The 263-nt window shown below is 68.1% G+C and carries 1 protein-coding gene; it reads right to left on the bottom strand.

Going from position 1 to position 263, the window contains the following annotated elements; genetic code table 11:
- On the bottom strand, positions 1 to 263 hold a 263-nt coding region (locus RZO55_RS06400), incomplete at its 3' end, for a urocanase-related protein (protein WP_500683305.1).

Below are 263 nucleotides of genomic sequence, written 5' to 3'. Positions count from 1 at the left end.
TCCGCCGCTTGGGTGCCGTCGGCGACGATCACCATGCCGGCGTGGAGGGAATAGCCCATCCCCACGCCTCCCCCGTGGTGGACGGAGACCCAGCTGGCTCCGCCGACGGCGTTGATCAGGGCGTTGAGGATCGGCCAGTCGGCGACGGCGTCGCTTCCGTCCTTCATTCCTTCCGTCTCCCGGTTGGGGGAGGCGACGGAACCGGAATCCAGGTGGTCCCGGCCGATCACGATGGGGGCTTTCAATTCCCCGCAGGCCACCAT

Source organism: Clostridium boliviensis, assembly GCF_033342255.1.
Lineage (GTDB): Bacteria > Bacillota > Clostridia > Lachnospirales > Lachnospiraceae > Lacrimispora > Lacrimispora boliviensis.
Note: the sequence above shows the minus strand (reverse complement) of the source record. Positions and strands in the feature narration are given on the sequence as shown.